Raw genomic sequence first — 18,152 nt, 5'->3', positions numbered from 1 at the left:
CTACTCAACTTCTGATCCGTAATAACATCCAAAATGAATTATTTGATTGCAAAGTGGAGATAACTCTTCAGTGATGTTTTGAAAGTCTTTTTGATTATTGCTATTCAAATCAAGATCTATGAAAAATACATATTCTCCTAGCTCTCTTTTGGAGGGACGAGATTCAATCCTACTCATATTTAGTCCGAGATTTGCGATACAATTCAATGCTTTTAGTAATGCACCTGGACTATTTGACTTAAGAGAAAAAGCCATACTTGCTTTATTGCCATCTACTTTAATGTTGTTCTTACTAAGCAGAACGAATCTAGTGCAATTACCATCAATATCATTAATAGGATAAGCCAAAATATTCAGTTCATTGCTTGCATCTCTTGACCCTATGGCTGCTCTAAATGAACTACCTTTTACCATTCTTATTGCTTCAGCCGTTGAATTAGTTGGTAAATGAACTGCATTTGGAATATTGTCTTGCAACCATTGGCTGCATTGAGCTATGGCCTGAGGATGTGAGAGGACTTCTGAAATGGTTGATTTTGATCCACTGCTTATTAATGCGTGTTTAATAGGGAGTACTAGGGCTCTGTGAATAAATAGATTTTGATGTCTCCATAGAGAATCTAATGTTGTGGTAACCCCACCTTCTACTGAATTTTCAATTGGTACGACGGCTGCTTCACAAAGATTGTTTGCAAGATTATCTACCACAGCCCTTAAGCCTTTGCATGGCGAGAACTCAGGTGAGTCAATCTTTTCTAGGGCTGCTAGCGCTTTTGCAGCCTTCTCGGCGTATGTACCTTTAGGCCCTAGGTAGGCCACTCGAGTTGACATTAGATAAAAAAAATGGGGTAAATGCCGATAAGATCAATCTGAGCAGGTTTTTGATAATGTCTCTTGCCTTTACAGCGCGACAAAAAATTGATCTAGTTGTTCAAGATAATCAGGAGCAACTTCCTGATTATCTCCTACAACAGGAAAGAGTTGTAGGAGCAATGCTTGATCCTAAAAAATTGACTCCGTTGGGGCCAGGAAGTTTTAAGTACGAAGTCACAAGTTTTAAAGTTTTTCAACTTCAAATAAATCCAGTTGTATCAATAGCAGTTGAAAATACTGAGAGCAAAATCAGAATGTACGTAACCGAAAGCCACTTGGATGGCTTGGGATTAGTTGATGATTTTGATTTAACATTAGATGCAATTTTGGAGGCAAACCCATCAGGTCTCGAAGGCGAAGCTCTTTTGGGTGTAACAGTAAGTCAACCTCAGCTGTTGAGATTAATTCCTCCCAAAATGCTTGAGAAAACAGGGCAGTCAATATTAAATGGAATTTTGTTAGGAATTAAGGCAAGGGTTGAGAAGCAGCTAATTGTTGACTTTAATAATTGGTGCAAAGAAAATTAGTTATCAAATAAATATCAATCGATTTTCACTCTTGAGATAAAGCTTTTTCGGTGGAGTTTTGTTGAACCTCCTTTGATTAAGTTTCTTCTATGCATTTCAGTTCCATATCCCTTGTTTTTTGCTAGTCCATAAATACTGTATTTGCGAGCTAGTCTTTTAATTAATTCATCTCTTGTTTCTTTTGCTAAGACGCTTGCAGCCGCAATTGAGGCGAAATGACTTTCACCCCTAACTTGTGTCTTTTGTTCTCCTGGCCATAAGCGAATGGGTAATATTCCGTCTACAAGAATTAAGTCTGGAGTGGATGGGAATTTTGCCAGTGCTCTTAGCATAGCTTTTTCAGTAGCCTCTCTGATACCTACACAGTCAATTTCTCTTGCTGAAGCCTGTCCTATCGCCCAAGCTATTGAGTTTTTTTTTATTAAAGGAACTAGATTATGTCTTTGCCGCTCGTTTAATTTTTTACTGTCTTTTAAACCATGGCTTAAGAGCTTTATTTCGTTCTCTTTGCTTAAAATCACAGCTCCAGCGAAGACAGGTCCAAATAAACAACCTTTTCCTACTTCATCAACTCCTGCAATCAGATATTCCTTAGGTCCCATCTTTAAGAAGAAGCGGAAGACCTTCTTCTTTTCCGTCTTGGATCCTCATCAACTTCTTTTGGGTCGGTGGAACTTAATTCATTCTTTTCAGTTTTAAAACTATTATCAGTATTTATTAATTCACTTATTTCTTCATCTAAATCTACATTGATATTTTCTTTTTCGGCATTCTCTATCTCTTCAGAATTAGTTAGTTTTTGTTCAATAGAGACATTGTTTTGAAGATTAATAATATCTTTGTGAATTTTTTTGTTTTTCTCACTTGAGCTGGTAAGTGTATTTTTTTTACTTGCCTCATGTATTGCATCCTTTTTGTCTAAAACGGCCTCGTCCCCAGGCCTAATTATGTTAACTGTGTAGTTTTCGGAAAGTTCAGGTTGATCTAAAATTAGAATAGGATCTAATCCCATAGAACTATATACCATCTCTTCGTTTTCACTCATACTTATATTTATTATTCGGTTTTCTTGCTTTTTATTATTATCTTTATTTATATCCTCTGCATTTGTTTCTCTTGATATTGATTTTGAATTATCTATAGATGATTTATATTCTTCATTGATAATATTATGTTCTATATCTTTTGTTCTATTTATACGCTTCTTTTTTATATTATTCTCTTGTAAAGATTGTAAATCTTCACCTGACCTTAAAGTTGAATTGATTGCACCTGATTCAGTCGAATTTGTTGGATTTATATCTTCAATATTAATGTTTTGAAAATTACCTAGACCTTGGGAATTAGGAGAAGTTTTTCCAAATAACTCATATATATTTTGACCTTGTCTTTTTCTTGTTAGCTCAACAAGTCCAAGTTCTGTAAGTGAAGCAATTTGTGGCCGTGCTGAGTCTCCATTAATAGCAGATGTGAAATGTTCTAATAATTGAAGTTGATCTCTTCTCGTATCCATATCTATAAAATCAATAATAATCACCCCGCCAATATTCCTTAATTTTAATTGTCTTGCTATTTCAATAGCTGCCTCACAATTAGTCCATAAAACTGTTTCTCTTGAATTTGCAGATCTTGTAAATGAGCCTGAGTTAACATCAATAACTGTCAAAGCTTCTGTTGGCTCTATTATTATATATCCGCCAGAAGGTAGATTTACCCTAGGTTTTAATGCGTCGTTAATTGCAGAAATGACTCTATGCTTTTCTAATATGTTTTGCGAATCACTATGTAATTCTATTGCTAATTCCTTGCTATCCTTACCTAGGAAGCTTTTGACTCGACCAATTGCTTCAGTATTATCTACAACAATCTGAGTAACATTTTGACCGATATTATCTCTAAGAATTCTATGGATAAAGTCCTCATCTCTGTTTAAAAGGATTGGTGGTGTGCAACTCTCAGATGCTTGTTGAATAAGCTCCCACTGTTTAAGAAGATTCTCAAGATCATCAATTAAAAATTCTTCAGAAATATCCTCTGCTTCTGTCCTTATTAAAAGCCCTGTACTTGGAGGCTTGACTAGTACCCCTAAAGCTCTAAGTCTATTTCTTTCATTCTCTGTGCTTATTCTTCTAGAAATATTTACACCTTGTCCATAGGGCTGGAGTACCAGATACCTACCAGGAAGCGCTATGTTCCCAGTTAATCTAGGTCCTTTTGAACCAGTGGGCTCTTTCATTACTTGAACTAAAACCTTTTGCTTTGGTTCGAGTAACTCTGTTATTCCTGCAGTTGCTTTTTTTAATCTAAGTGGACCTAAGTCATTTACATGAATAAAACCATTTTTTTCACTTTCTCCAATATTGACAAAAGCAGCATCTATTCCTGGAAGAACATTTTCAACTGTCCCTAAGAAAATATCTCCAATTTGGTAGCTACCTTGAGCCACGATTAATTCATCTATTCTCTCGTCAGTGAGCAGAGCGGCAATACGCAAATGCTCAGCAATAACAATTTGCTGGGGCATATATAATGTTGAGCTTTTTAAAGCTATTAAAAAATGATTTGCAGAAAAATTGCAAATAGAACTTTTTGCAATTTTTAACGCTAAACAAACTTAAAGAGATTTTTGAATACTGTTCGGAATGGGATTTAAATATAGTCCGGTTGAAATCGTTGGATTTACCAACGTTTAATCTAGGTGTCTCTTTAAGAAAAGCTTACGTTAATTGAGAACATTAGGGGGTTAAACCCTTTTCTTAGTTCCTAATACATATTAACACAACATATATTTTGAATTAATTGTTTTGAGCATGAAGACCTATTCAAAATTAGTTCTTAATTGCTTAATCATCTGTGTTTGAAGTTATTAAGGTGTTTAAGGGATTATCCTTAAATTAAATCTTGGCGATTCTCAAGTGGTACAAGTTAATGCTGATTACCTGAAATTAAAAGCAGGTTATCTTTTTCCAGAGATTTCTAGAAGAATTAAAGATTTTACCTCTAAGAATCCAAATGCTGATTTGATCCGTCTAGGAATCGGAGATGTGACGGAACCTCTACCTTTGGCTTGTCGTGAAGCCATGAAAGCGGCAATTGAAGAAATGGGAACAGAAAAGGGCTTTAGGGGCTATGGACCAGAGCAGGGATATAAATGGCTTCGAGAGAGCATTGCTGAAAATGATTATCTTTCTCGTGGTTGTGAGATTTCGGCAGAGGAAATCTTTATTTCAGATGGCTCAAAATGCGATAGCAGTAATATTTTAGATATCCTCGGGAAGGATAATAAAATAGCTGTAACTGATCCTGTTTATCCTGTATACGTAGATACTAATGTGATGACAGGAAGGACAGGAGAAGTCAACTCGGCCGGAGAGTATAGAGGTTTAAGTTATATTCCTATTAATTCAGAGAATGGCTTTGAGGCAGCAATACCAAAAGAAAAATTTGATTTGATTTATCTTTGTTTTCCTAATAACCCAACTGGGGCAGTTGCTACTAAAGAGCAATTAGCTTCTTGGGTTAAATATGCAAAAGAAAATAATTCTTTGATTCTTTTTGATGCTGCTTATGAGGCTTTCATTAAAGATGAATCTCTTCCTCATTCGATTTTTGAAATTGAGGGATCTAATGATTGTGCAATTGAGTTTCGCTCTTTTTCGAAAAATGCAGGCTTCACTGGAACAAGATGTGCTTTTACAGTTGTTCCCAAGTCTTTAAAAGGTAAAGCAGGTTCTGAAGAAGTTGATTTGTGGTCTTTATGGAATCGTCGACAAAGTACTAAATTCAATGGTGTAAGTTACGTGGTTCAGAGGGGAGCGGAAGCTGTTTACTCTAAAGAAGGGCAAATACAAATAAAAAAATTAGTAAGCTTTTATATGGACAATGCTCAAAAAATTAAAGCAAATTTGACTGCTGCAGGATTTGAAGTTTTTGGCGCTACTAATGCCCCTTATGCATGGATCAAAACTCCAAAAAACATGAGCTCATGGGATTTCTTTGACTTCTTGCTTGAAAAAGCAAATGTCGTGGGCACCCCAGGAAGTGGCTTTGGAGCTGCGGGAGAAGGTTATTTTCGATTATCAGCTTTCAACAGTAAAGAAAATGTCGAAAAAGCTATGCAAAGGATCGTCAAACTTAATGCTTAATCTCATGGTAAGTTTCTTTTTAAAGAGTGCTATTCATCCTGATAGTTTGATTATGGTTGATTCTGCAAATCAAAGTGATGGTGAAACGGCTGTTATTGATAGGGAAGTTCAGCGAGTTAGAAAATTATCTCCAAAATATAAGGTTCTACTTCATAATGATCCAGTTAATACGATGGATTATGTAGTTGATACTTTAAGGCAGGTAGTTCCACAACTAAGTGAACAGGATGCTTTGAATATTATGTTAGAAACGCATAACAATGGTGTCGGACTTGTTATAACTTGTGACTTAGAACCCGCAGAATTTTACTCTGAATCTTTAAAGGCAAAAGGCTTAACAAGTACAATAGAAATAGAAAGCTGAAATTATCAATTAACACTTTTTGGAATAGATGGTTGCTTCAAAAGATGCAATGGCTACCATCGGCTACGCTTTTTTTCTTTTTGTATCCTGCTGGATGGCTTATTAGTCATTTATCTTACTTATTTAATAGAGATATTAGTTCCAGTGATTTAAGTATTATAGGTACCATAATAACATTCATATTTTTTTTAAGTATCCTACCAAGTTGGGGTAGAATTAGATGGAAAACTAATAATCTATGGGAATTATTAGGATTAGATTTTAAAAATAAATATACAGCATTAAAAATATTTTGTAGTGGATTTATATTTTCAGTTTTTCTTCTATTTATTCTGGTTGTGTTCTTTTTATTATGCGGCTGGGTTGATGGATTTGGCTATGTCACATTTGCTGACTTATTAAATGCAATATTTTTGATAGTGGGCATTGTTTTTGCTGAAGAGATAGTTTTTCGAGGGTGGTTAATGGAGGAAATGGTACTTTTGCTTGGCTTGAGAAGAGGGGTAATTGTTCAATCTATAATTTTTAGCCTTGCCCATTATAGATCTGACATTGGTTTACTAGCTTTAATTCCTTTCTTAATTGGTCTATTTCTTTTTGGATTAGTTTTAACTTTGAGACGAACTATTGATAGAGGTTCATTATTAGGTTGTATAGGTTTGCATGGTGGATTGGTTGGTATTTGGTATCTATTTGATTCAGGAATGCTTGTTTTTTCTATTCATACTCCTTATTTTTTACTAGGACCAAGTCAAAACATGGTAAATCCAATTGGTAGCGTTATTGGCATCTTAATTTTATTGATTACGATATTTTTTCAACGAAGGGTTTTTGCAAGAACTGGACGATTTTTAGCTTCTACAGTTAATGCTTCGTTTAAAGATGAAACTCCATAATCTCTTTCTAATAAGTGCATAACTGTTCTACCGAAATCGTTTGGATTTGTATCGAAGGCTTCTAAACAAATTCTTCCAAATTCTTTGCCCATAGGCTCTGGATTCCAGAGTAGTTTCCTTGCAGTCCAAGGCATTAAACTCATAGGGTTATAACCAGGTTTTAATAAACCTTTTTTCATCCCATACTCTTCCAATAAAGTGTGAGGTTGAAGTCCTATAAAGAATATAGAGGGCTCAACAATATCAGCTCCGAAAATCTTCTCTAATTCTCTATGGTAAGCAACTGTTTGTCTTATTGTTTCTGGACGCTCGTCAATAACATTAAATGAGTAATTTACTGAAACCTGTGATTTAAATCCTGCTTTTGCTAAAAGTTCGCAATTTTTCAGAACGGTTTTTAAGTTGTATCCCATTCTCATCTTTCTAACAAGCTCTTGGGATCCAGAAGTTATTCCAATTTCGAAATAGCTCATGCCTGTTCTAACCATTAATTCAGCTAATTCTGCATCTAAATTGTCAGCTCGTATGTATGCTGCCCAATGAATATCATGTAACCCTTCTTCATGGATAGCTTGAAGAATATCTTTAGCATTTTGAATGTGTCCTCTAGAGGGTATGAATTGAGCGTCTGTAAACCAAAAGCCACGAACACCAAGCTCATACAGTGATTTAATTTCTTTAACTACTTCACTTACTGGATTAATTCTTACTTTTTTACCTTCGATAACAGTGTAAATACAATAACAACAGTTATGAGGACAACCTCTTTTAGTTTGAACTCCAATATAAAAGTCGCCACCTTCTAGATACCATTTGAATTCGGGCCAGATAGATTGGATATAGTCATAATCACATGCAGTTTTAATTAGATTATTTGGTTTCTCATGAATCAACTTTTCTCTAGGAGACTCACCTACAATAAAACATCTCTCATCTGCAATCGATTCATATCTTATTAATTTCTCTATTAAGAGCTCTCCTTCTCCTAATGAGATAATAGTACCTTTAGGAAGAGATTTTTTTAATTGATTATAAAAAACACTAACTGCACCTCCACCCAATATTAGGTTGACATTTGGCTTATATTTTTTTGCATATTTTAATCCATTTCTAATTAATCTTTGGTTTCTCCATATTTCTCCATAATGACTTTTTAATAGTTGAAAACCTCCTAAAGCACCACGAATTTTTTTTATAGGATTGCGAGCATAAAAAACTTCAAATGAATTTTGTAATGGATTACCTCCTCGTCCATCTACAGGAGCGTAAATTTGTATATCTCTCCATGAAAAAACTAATAGAGTAGGTTTAAAACTTTTTATGTTATTTATTAGTATTCTTTCTACATCTAATATGGGTAATGAAGCTAAATCTAAAATTAATTGTTGAATCTCTGGAAAGCATTTATGAACATGATCTGCTAAATAAATTGGTCCAATTGGGAAAATAGGATTACAAGGCAGTCTGACATACAATATCTTAACCTCCGATTTAGGTCCAAGAAGTTTTAATTCAGAAGTCAAAGTTGCTTTCATCAGGACATCTATTGAAAACAAAAATAATTATGTAGAGATAAACACTAACAATTTGTTGACCTTTTTGATTGAAAATTAGATTAATAGTTAAAAGGAAGAATATTAAATTCCATCCCGAATATAGTCAAAACTTAGTTGCAGCTTATTCTTTCATGTCTTTTGAAAGAATTAATTTAATGATTTAATTTAAAGGCAAAGTTTTTTAGAGGCTTTTAAACCAATTGATCTTGATCAATTGGTTTAAAAGCAAAAAATAGATCAGACTAACGATATAGATTTGATGCTTTGATCATGAATCCTTCAATTACTTTGATCATATACATTCTCAGTGGGGCTGCTCTAGGAAGTTTGATGCTGCTAAGCGGCATTCCTGCGGCTCCTCTTCTTGGCTCGATTTTGGCAGCAGGATGCTTAAGCGTAAGTGGTCAATTTGAACCTGCCCAATGGCCGATGGGCACCAAAACTTTACTTGGTATTGGTGTAGGGACTGTTATAGGTACGGGTATTAATAAGGATACTCTTACAGAGTTACAAACTCTTTGGAGGCCAGCTATCCTGATTACAATTACTTTAATTTTTACTGGTTTAGTTGTTGGATTTCTAGTAGTACGTATCTTTGGAATTGATCCTTTAATAGCAGTGCTAGGATCTGCACCTGGGGGAACTCTTGGTATGAGCCTGGTTGGTGCAGAGCTTGGAGTTGGAGCGGCAGTTGCAGCAATTCATGCATTTAGATTAATAGCAGTTTTATTAATAACTCCGGCTGTGGTTAAGTATTTAGCTCCTCTTATTAATGCTAGTTAGAAATTTTTTTAAAAAAGTAAAAATTATTCAAGAAAGCTGATTATCTTTATAAAATTTTCCAAACAGCTTTTTCAGGTATTACTGGCCCTTTGTATTTATCTAAGGGCTCAGTAGTGGTTATACGCCAATCCGGAACACGACATTGTATGTAAGAGGGATTTTGAATCAGAACACCTGGTTTCTCATCTTTTTTGTAAGTAAAACCTCCTTTCCATGTGCCCCCTTCTTTTAGTGAATCTTTAAACCAAACCCAACAGTTTTCTCTTTCCATTTGATGAAGATAAAGAGCCTTAGAATTTTAGTTTTAACTAATTGTTGAGGTTTGTTTATCTTCTTCTGCTTCTGCGTCTTTGTTGTAATTTACGCTTGTATTTTTCGACAGGCGTTTCATGATGACGTAGGCGCTTTAACTCTCCAAAGATGCCGGCTTTGGAAACTTGACGCTTAAAACGGCGAAGTGCTGATTCAATGCCTTCGTTTTCTCCAACAGTTACTTGAGTCAAAAAGATAAAAAATTATTATTGGATAATTTTACAGGACGATAAAGCAAATTTTTGTTTTGTCCTTTTTGGGTGAAAAAGATCTAGAATATATCCTGAATTATCCAAATAGCTTTCTTCAGGTTTTGCTCATTAGTCAATTCATTGAGGTTTTTCCCTTTTCGGACCATTCATTCTTACTTCATAAGTCCGTTATCCAATGACTATTTACATAGGGAATCTCTCCTTTGATGCTGAGGTTGAAGATATTGTTGGTGTTTTTAGCAGCTATGGGGAAGTTACTAATTGTAAGCTCCCATTAGAAAGGGAAACTGGAAGGAAAAGAGGTTTCGCTTTTGTTGATATGGGCGATGATGTGCAAGAACAAAAGGCAATCGATGATCTTCAAGATGTTGAATGGATGGGAAGAGCTATCAGGGTTACAAAAGCTAGACCTAAAAATAACTAGTTTTAGATTTCAGTCTATTAGCGATTACAGCATTTTCTCAAATTAATGCTGTAATGATTAGAAGTTAAGAGCGATGCTTTTTAATGCTTTACTCAACAATCCCTTTTTCTACAATCACATTTGGTGGATTTAATCCTTTAGCTGCAATTGCTGGTTTAGTGATCTTTTTTCAGATTTCTCAAATTTATTATTATGGCTTACCTGAGAATGAACCATCAGTTGAGCTTTCTGAAACAGGCTCATATAAGTACCTTCAAAAACAATTTATTGGTGTTCAAGTAGTTACTGCTCTTATTGCTGCTTCAGTTATGCTTGCCGGTCCTGATAAAATATTCTTCCCTTTTAAATATTTTTAAACTCCAAATAAAATTGAATTTTTTAAAAAAGGCAGCTGAATAAGCTGCCTTTTTTAATTTATAATTAATTTCTAAAAAAATTATGGAGTTAATCTTTTACTTTGATTAATTCGTTTTGGAATCACAATTTTGTTCATGATGAACATCATTTGATGGAACAGATGTTTTAAATAGTTTATACATTTTATCTATTATGGAATTAAATCAAGTTAGTGCTGATAATTATCAAGAAATAGTTAATAGAAAGGAAAAGGCTTTTTCGTCTGAAAATCTTAATTACTTGTACCCAAATGGTCATCGTATTACTCATCAAATGAGATGGTTTAAAGGTATTCGTGATATGGGATTGAACTCTGATATTGCGGCATGAAAAAGACAATAAAAAATAATTATTTATTTATGAAAAAGAAATGAGAAAAACTAAAAATCATAATAGTAATCCTGATCCTTATGAAGATTTCATTAGATCAGACCAACTTGATCCTTATGAAGCACTAATTAAATCAAATAATTCTCGAAAAAATAATAAATTAACTTAATTAATATGGCTTTTATTTAAAATTTTGAAATTAATCTTTCTATTAATGAAAAAAGCCTCCTATTTAAATAGGAGGCTTTTTTAACTTTTAAGGCTTGGCTTAGAAGCTGAAATAAGTTTCTGCAACTACACCAGTGTCGTCATCACCACTACTTGTGTCTTCTACAGTAAAGAATCCAGCTGTGACAGAGACATAGTCATTAAGACCATAGCTGTAAGAAACTTCAAATCCTGTTGAATCTTCAGAATCACTGCCATCAATATCTGTTGAATTGTAGGCAGCACTTAATGTTCCTGGACCAACTTCGTAGTCAACACCAACGAACAAATCAGTTGCATCAGCACCTGTTTCTGGATCTGTTGTGTCATAAGCAACGCTGATTGTTGCAGGGACTGACTCGGGGCTGTAATAGATACCTCCACCAAATGTGTCGTATCCAGAGGTCCCGCCTTCGCCGTCGTTGGTTGCGATTACAAGTCCGCCACCAAAGCCGTCTCCGTCATAACCAAGAGTGAATGTAGAAACATCATCTCCATCATCAGCGCCGATTCCTACGGTTGAATCAGAGCCACCAACAGAAACGAAGCTAACAGAAGCAACTACGCCGTTGTCTCCAGAGTAAGCAACACCAACTCCAGGACCAGTTTCGCCACCAGCTAGTGAGTAAGGCATGCTGCCCAGTCTGAAAGCATCTGAATAAGCAGAAGTCGTTGCAGCTACAACATCATCCTGATCAAGTAAAGGTCCAGCAGTTACTGAAAGATCGCCAACAGGGAAAGCATAATATAAAGAATGCAATGTAATAGCACCAGTGCCGCCGACTGAGCTATCCATGCTTGCTAATGGACCACTAGCATTACCAGTTTCCATACCCATATAGAGCATGTCTTCACCAGTAAAACTAGACGTTACATCAAGTCCATAGCCGTATTGCATATAGAGCTCTTCTTCCGTATCAGTTGTACCACCGTCGGAAACAGAACCTATAGTAAAAACAGCACCACCAGAAAGAGATGTGGTTGATGAAAATGCAGTATCTGCATTGGCTGCAACAGGAGCGATTAATCCCAATACAGCAGGAGCAACCAGCAAACGCTGAAAAAGCTTCATTGTGTCCTCACACAAATTATTAACAATTTATTTTCGTAATTAACAATTTAATTTGATGTATTGCAAATTACATTTTTAGAAAATAATAGGTATTAAAAGCTACATCTTCGTGTTCAGATTTATCTTTTTAATTTTCAGTGAATTAATAGATTAAGGTTTTAATGATTAGCTATCTTATTCATCTAAGAATCAAAGCTAATGAAATTGGGAGTAATTTTTTGAACTTTGATCGATCAATTGAAAAATCATTGAATGTGATTTTAATAGCTAATCATTGTCTATCGCACTGGCTTCTGGCCCTAGAGAAGAAGCAATCCACAATGAAACAACTGCAGAAACACTAGAGAGTTTGTTAAGGAATATTCTCTCTTCTAATGTAACTAGTTGATTACTTTCTATTCTATTGAGTATGTTTTGGACTCGTATTTTTGTTGTTGTTGAGATCATAAAATTTTTTAATATTTTCTAGCTAACCAGCTCTAAGTCGACTGTCCATTCTGGACTGTTTGTAATTCCTTGATATTTTAAGCTTTGTTTTTGGTATAAAAAATCACAAATATATTTTTATTTGTTTGTTTTAATTCCAGCAAATAAATGTAAGTTATGGTCGATTTCTCTTATAGAAACATAAGCTCAAGTATGGTCATATTAAAATGCATTGGACCAGAGAGATTTTTTTTAGAAAGAGCTATTTTCCCCCAAGAAGTTTTTTCGGCTATGGCACCAGAAGGCTCTCAGTTGGAAATTTGGGGAATAGAGTCTTATGGACCGAATTTAGAACAACGTCTTAGAGTATCCGCCTCTAATACTGAAAATCAAGTTGCAGCTTAGTTTGATAACCATTTAAATTATCTCAAAGCAATAGATATCTTTGAGCAAGTGGTAGTGATTCAGCTGGTTCACAGGTTAAAAGCTCTCCGTCTGCGAATACTTCGTATGTTTGAGGGTCAACTTCTATTTTTGGTCTTGCATTATTTAGTTTCATTGATTGTTTAGATATTTTCCTTGTGTCTTTAACAGGAGCATAAGAGCGTTCCAATTTGAGTCGTTTAGGGACACCAGCTTGTATCGCACTCTCGCTTAAGAAAGTCAGGCATGTAGGATTTATTGCCTTTCCAAAGGAAGAAAACATTGGACGACCATGGACTGGTTGTGGCGTAGGAATGGAGGCATTCGCATCTCCCATTTGAGCCCATGCAATAGATCCTCCTTTGATTATTAAGTCAGGTTTAATTCCAAAAAAGCCAGGCTTCCAAAGTACTAAGTCTGCTAGTTTGCCAACTTCTACCGACCCAACATGACCACTGATTCCATGAGCTATAGCGGGATTAATAGTTACCTTTGAGATATATCTTTTTAGACGATGATTGTCATTCTTTTTATTATCCTCTGGTAAGGAACCTCTTTGAACTTTCATTTTATGAGCAGTTTGAAAAGTCCTACTAATTACCTCCCCAACTCGACCCATAGCCTGGGAGTCACTGGCAATAATAGAAAAGGCTCCTAAATCGTGGAGTATATCCTCAGCGGCAATAGTTTCACGACGTATTCTTGACTCGGCGAATGCAACATCCTCTGGAATTTTGGGATCCAAATGATGACAAACCATCAACATGTCTAGATGCTCTTCAAGAGTATTTAGAGTGAAAGGCCTGGTGGGATTTGTACTGCTAGGGATCACATTAGATTCCCCACAAATTTTGATAATGTCGGGAGCATGACCTCCTCCAGCTCCTTCAGTATGAAAAGTATGAATTGTTCTTCCTTTTATTGCACGAATTGTATCTTCAACAAAACCAGCTTCGTTTAGGGTATCTGTATGAATACAAACTTGTACATCTAATTGATCTGCAACACTTAGGCAAGAATCAATACATGCTGGTGTCGTTCCCCAGTCTTCATGAAGTTTTAACCCACAAGCACCTGCTCTTACTTGTTCCTCTAATGCTGCTTTGTTAGTTGCATTGCCTTTTCCAAAGAATCCCATATTAACAGGAAATCCCTCTGCTGATTGCAACATTCTTGTGATATGAAATGCTCCTGGTGTACATGTAGTTGCATTAGTACCAGTTGCTGGACCTGTCCCCCCTCCGAGCATTGTGGTAACCCCACTAGCTAAAGCAGTTTCTATTTGTTGTGGACAGATAAAGTGAATATGACTATCAATGGCGCCCGCAGTAAGAATGTTTCCTTCTCCTGCGATTGCTTCTGTACTGGCTCCTAAAATAATGTTGACACCTTCTTGAGTATCAGGATTGCCAGCTTTTCCGATGCCTGAAATTTTCCCATCTTTAATCCCAATATCTGCTTTAACAATTCCCCACCAATCCAGAATGAGTGCATTTGTAATTACTGTATCTACTACTCCATTGTCTCTACTTTGTTGTGATTGTCCCATTCCATCACGAATAACTTTACCACCACCAAATTTTACTTCGTCTCCATAGTGAGTATGGTCCTCTTCGACTTCAAGGATTAAGTCTGTATCGGCAAGTCTAATGCGATCTCCTTTGGTAGGCCCATAAGTCTCTGCATAAGCTTGGCGAGAAATTTTGAAAGACATTTTATTTTTGAAGTGAATCGTTTATGAGTCCATTAAATCCAAAAACTTTACGGTCTCCTGCATAGGGCACAAGACTAACTTCTCTTTGGTCACCTGGCTCAAATCTAATAGCAGTACCAGCTGGGATGTCTAGTCTTTTGCCAAGAGATTGTTGACGATCAAATTCTAAACCTTTATTTGATTCAAAGAAATGATAATGAGAGCCAATTTGAATTGGTCGATCAGAAATGTTAGCGACTTTTAGAGTCGTGACTTCTCTTCCTTTATTGAGTTCAATAAAACCATCTTCGGGAATAAGTTCTCCAGGAATTAAATTAGGCATAATTGTATTTAGCAAATTGGATTGTGAAGTGTTACCAGCTTCGTTCCATCTGGGAAAACAGCTTCTATTTGAACTTCATGGATAAGTTCTGGCACACCTTCCATGACTTGTTCTCTTTTTAACCATGTCGTTCCTTCGTTCATTAAGGTTGAGACACTCTTTCCATCTCTAGCGCCTTCAAGTACTTGAAAGCTAAGCCAAGCAACGGCTTCAGGATGATTTAATTTCACACCTCTATTTAATCTTCTCTCTGCCAAAAGAGCAGCGGTAACTATGAGTAATTTGTCTTTTTCTTGAGGGCTTAAGTACATTTTTTAATAGTTAGAATTTCATTTTACTAGCAAAGAAATGCTTAAAAGTTCATGATGGACATTTTGTATCTGTTGATGGATTCTCTTGCATTGGCCAAATCCTCATGTATTCAGGCATGCTTAATTTCCTGAAAACTCTTGTAAGACTCCAAATTCTATAAAACCAAAACCGAGCTGATTGAGTTGAAGAGCCTGTATACCTTGCTGATATCCCATTTTCAAGAAGACTACAAGTCATAAACCCTTCCAGTCCATCTCTTTGTTGTCGGCATTTTACTAGTAAATCAGATAAATTTTTTTGGTTGATTACTTTAGGTGTTATCCATGTTAAAGAGCCAAATACTGGTTGTCGTTCTAAACCATGAATTGATTTTAGAGCTTCTCCAGATAGCTCTAAGCGATCACTAAATTCATAATGTTTACCTTGAGGATTTTCCCTGAAGATTTCCAAAGATGATCTCCATACTCCAGTTCCAAGTTCTTCCCCTGCCGCAGTTCGTCCTAAGCGAACCAAATCAACACATAAAAAGCTTGATGAGGTATCAAGATTAACAGTCATATTTTGTTCAAAAAGACCTCCCTGATAAATAATTAATTCTTGAGGGATCCACTCAAAGTCAGCATTTTTTTTAATCTGAAAAAAACATTTTTGATTCGCCCATCTCCCTTGCGGATTTAATTTTGACCTGCCTCTGCTTCCATAAACTTTTTGAGCTGCTACTGAAGAACAAATAGCACTGCTAGCTTCTTCAGCGTTGACATTTATTGTTAGTTGATCACCGCCAACAATGCCTCCAGCACTATGGAGAATTGGTATTTCACATCTTCCATCTTTTTTATCATTGAATACTTTCATTAATTTCAATGGAGCTGTGCATTTTGCTTGATGAATTGTTTTGAGACTATCGATCTCATTAGGATTTGACTTTTTGAAAAGCCTTAGATCACATGTTCCATGCCATTGAGATGTCATTGTATTGTTGTATCGATTTTGCTCATTTAGTATTGAGAAAATAATAAATGTCTTGTCAGGTAGATATACCCTTTAAAATTTAGCTCTACAAAAAATTTGAAGCTTGTCACACGAATTAATCTATCTCACTAAGAGAATTAGTGCTCAAGTGATAGAACATTGTCTTCTACTTCCCTTGTCAGCAAAAGAGAGGACTCAACTTCGGGGCAAGAGATTAACATTAGATGGAATTGATGTCATTTTAAATTTGCCTAGAGGAGGAGGTAGATTGATGCCTGGAGAGGTATTACAAAGTGAGAATTCACAAGTGTTCGTCATCATAGAGGCGGCTCATGAAGATGTAATAAGAATTACCTCAGAAAATAGATTGAAACTGTTAAAAGCTGCTTATCATTTAGGTAATAGACATGTTGAGATTGAGTTGCATGAAAAAGAGTTATATTTACTCAATGATGTAGTTATGCAAAAGATGCTAGAAAGACAAGGATTTTCAATAGAAAGTTTCCAAAGACCTTTCTCTCCAGAGATTGGTGCTTATGAGTAGAAGGTTTGATTAATTTCGTTCATGAAACTTGAGCTTTTACAATTAATCAGTCCATCACTACCAGTTGGTGCTTTTAGTTACTCAGAAGGATTGGAGTGGCTGGTTCAAAATAAAAAAGTATATGACGAGAAAACACTTTTCAATTGGATTGAAAGTGAACTATCTAGAGGCCAGATAACAATTGAGGCAAGCTCAATTGCTCACATAATGAGAGATTTAGTTGATTGGAGGGATTATAAAGATGTTAAATATAAGTTAATTATTGATGAGTGGAATTCTTGGCTTAGTTCACTAAGAGATTCTCCAGATGTTAGATCTCAACAAATACAAATGGGTGAATCTCTATTACAGCTTCTCATTGATCTTGATCATCCTCTTCCTGGTAATGAAAAGAAATTTATATGGCCGATAGCGTGGGCTTGGGCTGGAGTTAGTTGGGATATACCTCAAATTGATTTAGTGGAAGGATTTTTATATAGTTGGGTCGCTAACCAGTTGAGTGCAGCGTTAAGACTATTGTCATTAGGACCCACAAAAGCTCAACAGATTCAAAAGAAATCACTATTGCTTATTAAGTCTCAAGCAAGTTTCTTATTGCAACAGAATCCCAAAGAAATTTGGATTAGCGATGTTGGCGCGATTATGGCCCAACAATCGCATATAGAACTTTATTCAAGATTATTTAGAAGCTAATGGAAAGTAAATTGAGAGTTGGCATCGCTGGTCCAGTGGGATCTGGTAAAACGGCTATTATTCAGAGACTATGTGAAAATCTGAAAGATCACTATGAGATCGCAGTAGTAACGAATGACATCTACACTCAAGAAGATGCAAAGTTTTTAACTAATTCAAAAGCTTTAGCACCTGAACGTATCAAAGGAGTTGAAACTGGAGGATGCCCGCATACAGCTATAAGAGAAGATTGTTCTATTAATCGAATTGCTGTTGAAGAGTTAGAACATAAATTTACAGCTTTAGATTTAATATTTGTTGAAAGCGGTGGCGATAATCTTGCCGCAAGTTTTAGCCCTGAGCTAGTAGATATATGTATATACATAATTGATGTTGCAGCTGGAGATAAAATCCCCAGGAAAGGAGGCCCAGGAATAACACGTTCAGACTTATTAGTGATCAATAAGATTGATCTCGCTGAAATGGTTGGAGCAAGCTTGAAAATAATGGAGAGAGATACTCTATTGATGAGAAATAATCGTCCCTGGTGCTTTACAAATACGAAATCAGGGGAGGGGATAAAAACAATTGAAGAGTTTTTGTGTAATCAGATACCTACTGCTCGGTGAAGTGTAGTGGTTAATACGAAAATCTATCTTCATTTACTGAA

25 protein-coding genes are annotated in these 18,152 nt (G+C 35.7%); 13 read left to right on the top strand and 12 right to left on the bottom strand.

Annotated elements, in window-relative coordinates:
* Window positions 1–831 (bottom strand): prephenate dehydratase, encoded by an 831-nt coding sequence (pheA, locus tag O5637_RS06110; RefSeq protein WP_269603439.1) that lies wholly within the window; start codon window positions 829–831, stop codon window positions 1–3.
* Between the two features lie 56 nt (window positions 832–887).
* Between pheA and O5637_RS06105 the strand changes: the two genes are divergently transcribed.
* Window positions 888–1,400, top strand: a complete 513-nt coding sequence (locus O5637_RS06105) for a DUF1997 domain-containing protein (RefSeq protein ID WP_269603438.1) — start codon at window positions 888–890, stop codon at window positions 1,398–1,400.
* Between the two features lie 14 nt (window positions 1,401–1,414).
* Here O5637_RS06105 and O5637_RS06100 read toward each other — a convergent pair whose 3' ends face one another.
* Complete coding sequence (locus O5637_RS06100; RefSeq protein WP_269603436.1) at window positions 1,415–2,002, bottom strand: ribonuclease HII; 588 nt, start codon at window positions 2,000–2,002, stop codon at window positions 1,415–1,417.
* 2 nt (window positions 2,003–2,004) lie between these two features.
* Complete coding sequence (locus O5637_RS06095; RefSeq protein ID WP_269603435.1) at window positions 2,005–3,924, bottom strand: Rne/Rng family ribonuclease; 1,920 nt, start codon at window positions 3,922–3,924, stop codon at window positions 2,005–2,007.
* 391 nt (window positions 3,925–4,315) lie between these two features.
* Here O5637_RS06095 and O5637_RS06090 point away from each other — a divergent pair, with 391 nt between their 5' ends.
* The 3 genes from O5637_RS06090 to O5637_RS06080 are packed head-to-tail and all read left to right on the top strand — an operon-like array spanning window position 4,316 to window position 6,805.
* Complete coding sequence (locus O5637_RS06090; protein ID WP_269603434.1) at window positions 4,316–5,545, top strand: LL-diaminopimelate aminotransferase; 1,230 nt, start codon at window positions 4,316–4,318, stop codon at window positions 5,543–5,545.
* A 52-nt stretch (window positions 5,546–5,597) separates the two neighbouring features.
* Window positions 5,598–5,909 carry an ATP-dependent Clp protease adapter ClpS gene (gene clpS / locus O5637_RS06085; RefSeq protein WP_269603432.1) on the top strand — a complete coding sequence of 104 codons (312 nt, stop codon included), beginning with the start codon at window positions 5,598–5,600 and terminating at the stop codon, window positions 5,907–5,909.
* A gap of 44 nt (window positions 5,910–5,953) precedes the next feature.
* Complete coding sequence (locus O5637_RS06080; protein ID WP_269603430.1) at window positions 5,954–6,805, top strand: CPBP family intramembrane glutamic endopeptidase; 852 nt, start codon at window positions 5,954–5,956, stop codon at window positions 6,803–6,805.
* Here the strand turns inward: O5637_RS06080 and O5637_RS06075 are convergent.
* A complete protein-coding gene (locus tag O5637_RS06075) occupies window positions 6,727–8,340 on the bottom strand; it encodes a photosystem II high light acclimation radical SAM protein (RefSeq protein WP_269603428.1) in 1,614 nt (537 codons plus the stop codon). The two genes, O5637_RS06080 and O5637_RS06075, sit on opposite strands and share 79 nt — an antisense overlap.
* A 291-nt stretch (window positions 8,341–8,631) precedes the next feature.
* Between O5637_RS06075 and O5637_RS06070 the strand changes: the two genes are divergently transcribed.
* Window positions 8,632–9,144 carry an AbrB family transcriptional regulator gene (locus O5637_RS06070; protein WP_269603427.1) on the top strand — a complete coding sequence of 171 codons (513 nt, stop codon included), beginning with the start codon at window positions 8,632–8,634 and terminating at the stop codon, window positions 9,142–9,144.
* A 46-nt stretch (window positions 9,145–9,190) separates the two neighbouring features.
* Here the strand turns inward: O5637_RS06070 and O5637_RS06065 are convergent, their stop codons facing one another.
* Entirely contained in the window at window positions 9,191–9,415 is a 225-nt protein-coding gene (locus O5637_RS06065; protein WP_269603425.1) for a hypothetical protein, read from the bottom strand.
* Between the two features lie 55 nt (window positions 9,416–9,470).
* Window positions 9,471–9,647, bottom strand: a complete 177-nt coding sequence (gene rpsU, locus O5637_RS06060) for a 30S ribosomal protein S21 (protein WP_011295405.1) — start codon at window positions 9,645–9,647, stop codon at window positions 9,471–9,473.
* Window positions 9,648–9,843: 196 nt separating this feature from the next.
* On the opposite strand from rpsU, the gene O5637_RS06055 reads away from it, so the two are divergent.
* The 4 genes from O5637_RS06055 (at window position 9,844) to O5637_RS06040 (ending at window position 10,987) form a co-directional block, all read left to right on the top strand.
* Entirely contained in the window at window positions 9,844–10,092 is a 249-nt protein-coding gene (locus O5637_RS06055; RefSeq protein ID WP_269603423.1) for an RNA recognition motif domain-containing protein, read from the top strand.
* 83 nt (window positions 10,093–10,175) lie between these two features.
* Window positions 10,176–10,448: a hypothetical protein gene (locus O5637_RS06050; protein ID WP_011295403.1), complete on the top strand. Its 273-nt coding sequence runs from the start codon at window positions 10,176–10,178 to the stop codon at window positions 10,446–10,448.
* A gap of 193 nt (window positions 10,449–10,641) precedes the next feature.
* Complete coding sequence (locus O5637_RS06045) at window positions 10,642–10,818, top strand: hypothetical protein (protein WP_269603420.1); 177 nt, start codon at window positions 10,642–10,644, stop codon at window positions 10,816–10,818.
* 40 nt (window positions 10,819–10,858) lie between these two features.
* Window positions 10,859–10,987 carry a hypothetical protein gene (locus O5637_RS06040; RefSeq protein ID WP_269603418.1) on the top strand — a complete coding sequence of 43 codons (129 nt, stop codon included), beginning with the start codon at window positions 10,859–10,861 and terminating at the stop codon, window positions 10,985–10,987.
* 99 nt (window positions 10,988–11,086) lie between these two features.
* Here the strand turns inward: O5637_RS06040 and O5637_RS06035 are convergent, their stop codons facing one another.
* Complete coding sequence (locus O5637_RS06035; protein WP_269603416.1) at window positions 11,087–12,097, bottom strand: porin; 1,011 nt, start codon at window positions 12,095–12,097, stop codon at window positions 11,087–11,089.
* A gap of 267 nt (window positions 12,098–12,364) precedes the next feature.
* Window positions 12,365–12,544 (bottom strand): hypothetical protein, encoded by a 180-nt coding sequence (locus O5637_RS06030; protein ID WP_269603414.1) that lies wholly within the window; start codon window positions 12,542–12,544, stop codon window positions 12,365–12,367.
* Window positions 12,545–12,700: 156 nt separating this feature from the next.
* Here O5637_RS06030 and O5637_RS06025 point away from each other — a divergent pair, with 156 nt between their 5' ends.
* Window positions 12,701–12,928 (top strand): DUF1830 domain-containing protein, encoded by a 228-nt coding sequence (locus tag O5637_RS06025; RefSeq protein ID WP_269603413.1) that lies wholly within the window; start codon window positions 12,701–12,703, stop codon window positions 12,926–12,928.
* A 22-nt stretch (window positions 12,929–12,950) separates the two neighbouring features.
* On the opposite strand, the gene ureC is transcribed toward O5637_RS06025, so the two are convergent.
* From ureC to O5637_RS06005, 4 genes are read right to left on the bottom strand one after another with little or no spacing between them, the layout of a single operon-like run.
* Complete coding sequence (gene ureC / locus O5637_RS06020) at window positions 12,951–14,660, bottom strand: urease subunit alpha (RefSeq protein WP_269603411.1); 1,710 nt, start codon at window positions 14,658–14,660, stop codon at window positions 12,951–12,953.
* A 1-nt stretch (window position 14,661) separates the two neighbouring features.
* Entirely contained in the window at window positions 14,662–14,982 is a 321-nt protein-coding gene (locus tag O5637_RS06015) for an urease subunit beta (RefSeq protein WP_269603409.1), read from the bottom strand.
* A gap of 8 nt (window positions 14,983–14,990) precedes the next feature.
* The gene (locus O5637_RS06010) at window positions 14,991–15,293 is read right to left on the bottom strand and encodes an urease subunit gamma (protein ID WP_269603407.1); all 303 of its coding nucleotides are present in this window, start codon (window positions 15,291–15,293) and stop codon (window positions 14,991–14,993) included.
* 49 nt (window positions 15,294–15,342) lie between these two features.
* The gene (locus O5637_RS06005) at window positions 15,343–16,266 is read right to left on the bottom strand and encodes an urease accessory protein UreD (protein WP_269603406.1); all 924 of its coding nucleotides are present in this window, start codon (window positions 16,264–16,266) and stop codon (window positions 15,343–15,345) included.
* 103 nt (window positions 16,267–16,369) lie between these two features.
* Between O5637_RS06005 and ureE the strand changes: the two genes are divergently transcribed.
* Genes ureE through ureG form a run of 3 tightly spaced genes read left to right on the top strand, consistent with a single transcriptional unit; the run spans window position 16,370 to window position 18,111 of the window.
* On the top strand, window positions 16,370–16,810 hold the full coding sequence (gene ureE / locus O5637_RS06000) for an urease accessory protein UreE (protein ID WP_269603405.1): 441 nt from the start codon (window positions 16,370–16,372) through the stop codon (window positions 16,808–16,810).
* 21 nt (window positions 16,811–16,831) lie between these two features.
* Entirely contained in the window at window positions 16,832–17,503 is a 672-nt protein-coding gene (locus O5637_RS05995) for an urease accessory protein UreF (RefSeq protein WP_269603404.1), read from the top strand.
* Window positions 17,503–18,111 carry an urease accessory protein UreG gene (ureG, locus tag O5637_RS05990; protein WP_269603402.1) on the top strand — a complete coding sequence of 203 codons (609 nt, stop codon included), beginning with the start codon at window positions 17,503–17,505 and terminating at the stop codon, window positions 18,109–18,111. Before O5637_RS05995 ends, ureG begins: the two co-directional genes overlap by 1 nt.
* The last annotated feature ends 41 nt before the right edge of the window (window positions 18,112–18,152 follow it).

This window comes from Prochlorococcus marinus str. MIT 0917 (genome assembly GCF_027359575.1).
GTDB classification, from domain to species: domain Bacteria; phylum Cyanobacteriota; class Cyanobacteriia; order PCC-6307; family Cyanobiaceae; genus Prochlorococcus_B; species Prochlorococcus_B marinus_D.
This window is presented reverse-complemented; position numbering and strand designations above follow the sequence as displayed.

Coding starts and splice junctions, on each gene's coding strand:
- O5637_RS06055 (WP_269603423.1), top strand. CDS start 9,844: ATGACTATTTACATAGGGAATCTCTCCTTTGATGCTGAGGTTGAAGAT.
- ureG (WP_269603402.1), top strand. CDS start 17,503: ATGGAAAGTAAATTGAGAGTTGGCATCGCTGGTCCAGTGGGATCTGGT.
- O5637_RS06015 (WP_269603409.1), bottom strand. CDS start 14,982: ATGCCTAATTTAATTCCTGGAGAACTTATTCCCGAAGATGGTTTTATT.
- pheA (WP_269603439.1), bottom strand. CDS start 831: ATGTCAACTCGAGTGGCCTACCTAGGGCCTAAAGGTACATACGCCGAG.
- O5637_RS06035 (WP_269603416.1), bottom strand. CDS start 12,097: ATGAAGCTTTTTCAGCGTTTGCTGGTTGCTCCTGCTGTATTGGGATTA.
- O5637_RS06005 (WP_269603406.1), bottom strand. CDS start 16,266: ATGACATCTCAATGGCATGGAACATGTGATCTAAGGCTTTTCAAAAAG.
- O5637_RS06040 (WP_269603418.1), top strand. CDS start 10,859: ATGAGAAAAACTAAAAATCATAATAGTAATCCTGATCCTTATGAAGAT.
- O5637_RS06080 (WP_269603430.1), top strand. CDS start 5,954: ATGCAATGGCTACCATCGGCTACGCTTTTTTTCTTTTTGTATCCTGCT.
- O5637_RS06105 (WP_269603438.1), top strand. CDS start 888: ATGTCTCTTGCCTTTACAGCGCGACAAAAAATTGATCTAGTTGTTCAA.
- O5637_RS06030 (WP_269603414.1), bottom strand. CDS start 12,544: ATGATCTCAACAACAACAAAAATACGAGTCCAAAACATACTCAATAGA.
- O5637_RS06070 (WP_269603427.1), top strand. CDS start 8,632: ATGAATCCTTCAATTACTTTGATCATATACATTCTCAGTGGGGCTGCT.
- O5637_RS06100 (WP_269603436.1), bottom strand. CDS start 2,002: ATGGGACCTAAGGAATATCTGATTGCAGGAGTTGATGAAGTAGGAAAA.
- clpS (WP_269603432.1), top strand. CDS start 5,598: ATGGTTGATTCTGCAAATCAAAGTGATGGTGAAACGGCTGTTATTGAT.
- O5637_RS06045 (WP_269603420.1), top strand. CDS start 10,642: ATGGAATTAAATCAAGTTAGTGCTGATAATTATCAAGAAATAGTTAAT.
- O5637_RS06095 (WP_269603435.1), bottom strand. CDS start 3,924: ATGCCCCAGCAAATTGTTATTGCTGAGCATTTGCGTATTGCCGCTCTG.
- ureC (WP_269603411.1), bottom strand. CDS start 14,660: ATGTCTTTCAAAATTTCTCGCCAAGCTTATGCAGAGACTTATGGGCCT.
- O5637_RS06075 (WP_269603428.1), bottom strand. CDS start 8,340: ATGAAAGCAACTTTGACTTCTGAATTAAAACTTCTTGGACCTAAATCG.
- O5637_RS06050 (WP_011295403.1), top strand. CDS start 10,176: ATGCTTTACTCAACAATCCCTTTTTCTACAATCACATTTGGTGGATTT.
- O5637_RS05995 (WP_269603404.1), top strand. CDS start 16,832: ATGAAACTTGAGCTTTTACAATTAATCAGTCCATCACTACCAGTTGGT.
- O5637_RS06065 (WP_269603425.1), bottom strand. CDS start 9,415: ATGGAAAGAGAAAACTGTTGGGTTTGGTTTAAAGATTCACTAAAAGAA.
- O5637_RS06025 (WP_269603413.1), top strand. CDS start 12,701: ATGGTCGATTTCTCTTATAGAAACATAAGCTCAAGTATGGTCATATTA.
- O5637_RS06010 (WP_269603407.1), bottom strand. CDS start 15,293: ATGTACTTAAGCCCTCAAGAAAAAGACAAATTACTCATAGTTACCGCT.